The sequence below is a fragment of the Brucella grignonensis genome (assembly GCF_002252505.1).
In the GTDB taxonomy this organism is placed as follows: Bacteria; Pseudomonadota; Alphaproteobacteria; order Rhizobiales; family Rhizobiaceae; genus Brucella; species Brucella grignonensis.
Map to the genome: position 1 here is coordinate 1 of NZ_NNRL01000128.1, position 532 is coordinate 532.

Genomic DNA, 532 nt, shown 5'->3' on the forward strand with positions numbered 1-532 from the left:
TCCGTGATTTTGATTTCCTTACCCAGATCCTGCCAACCGGGCGGATCATCCTCTATCGAACTCCAGCGCGGACGCGTTCATCGTGAGCGTCACGGTTGGTCCTACTGGCGGCATCCTACATGGTCTGGAGCAGTTGGCGCGGGCAGCGACGACCGATGTCAATCACCTGCAAAACCAGCCGGCTTTTCTGCGTTTTGTGGAGCTTTGTCAGGCCCAATATCCCCATATCAGATCTGGCTCCATGTTGCGGTTTTCGTTGACCTCGGCGCTCCGGCAGCTCGGCTTGGCCTGTCTCGTCGGTGGCCAAGGTTCTGGCCTGGCAGCAAGTCCAGCCGAGATTGCAGACAGGCTCGACAGGGCGATTAACAGTACGACGTCGAGGCGGCTGCACCTGTGTCCGCTAGATCTGGCATCGGATCTTCCGGCCATCTCCTTCGGTCCGAACCAGGTACGGCGCTTTTCTGCGGCCGAGCTTGAGGAGCTGTTTGACGTTCAAGCTATCTACCGCGCCAATAAAGATTGGTCTTTGGAT

The 532-nt window shown here is 57.7% G+C and carries 1 pseudogene; it reads left to right on the plus strand.

The features are described from left to right. Positions 1-82: 82 nt before the first annotated feature. Positions 83-532, plus strand: a pseudogene (locus tag CEV33_RS01545) (hypothetical protein); the annotation flags it as partial.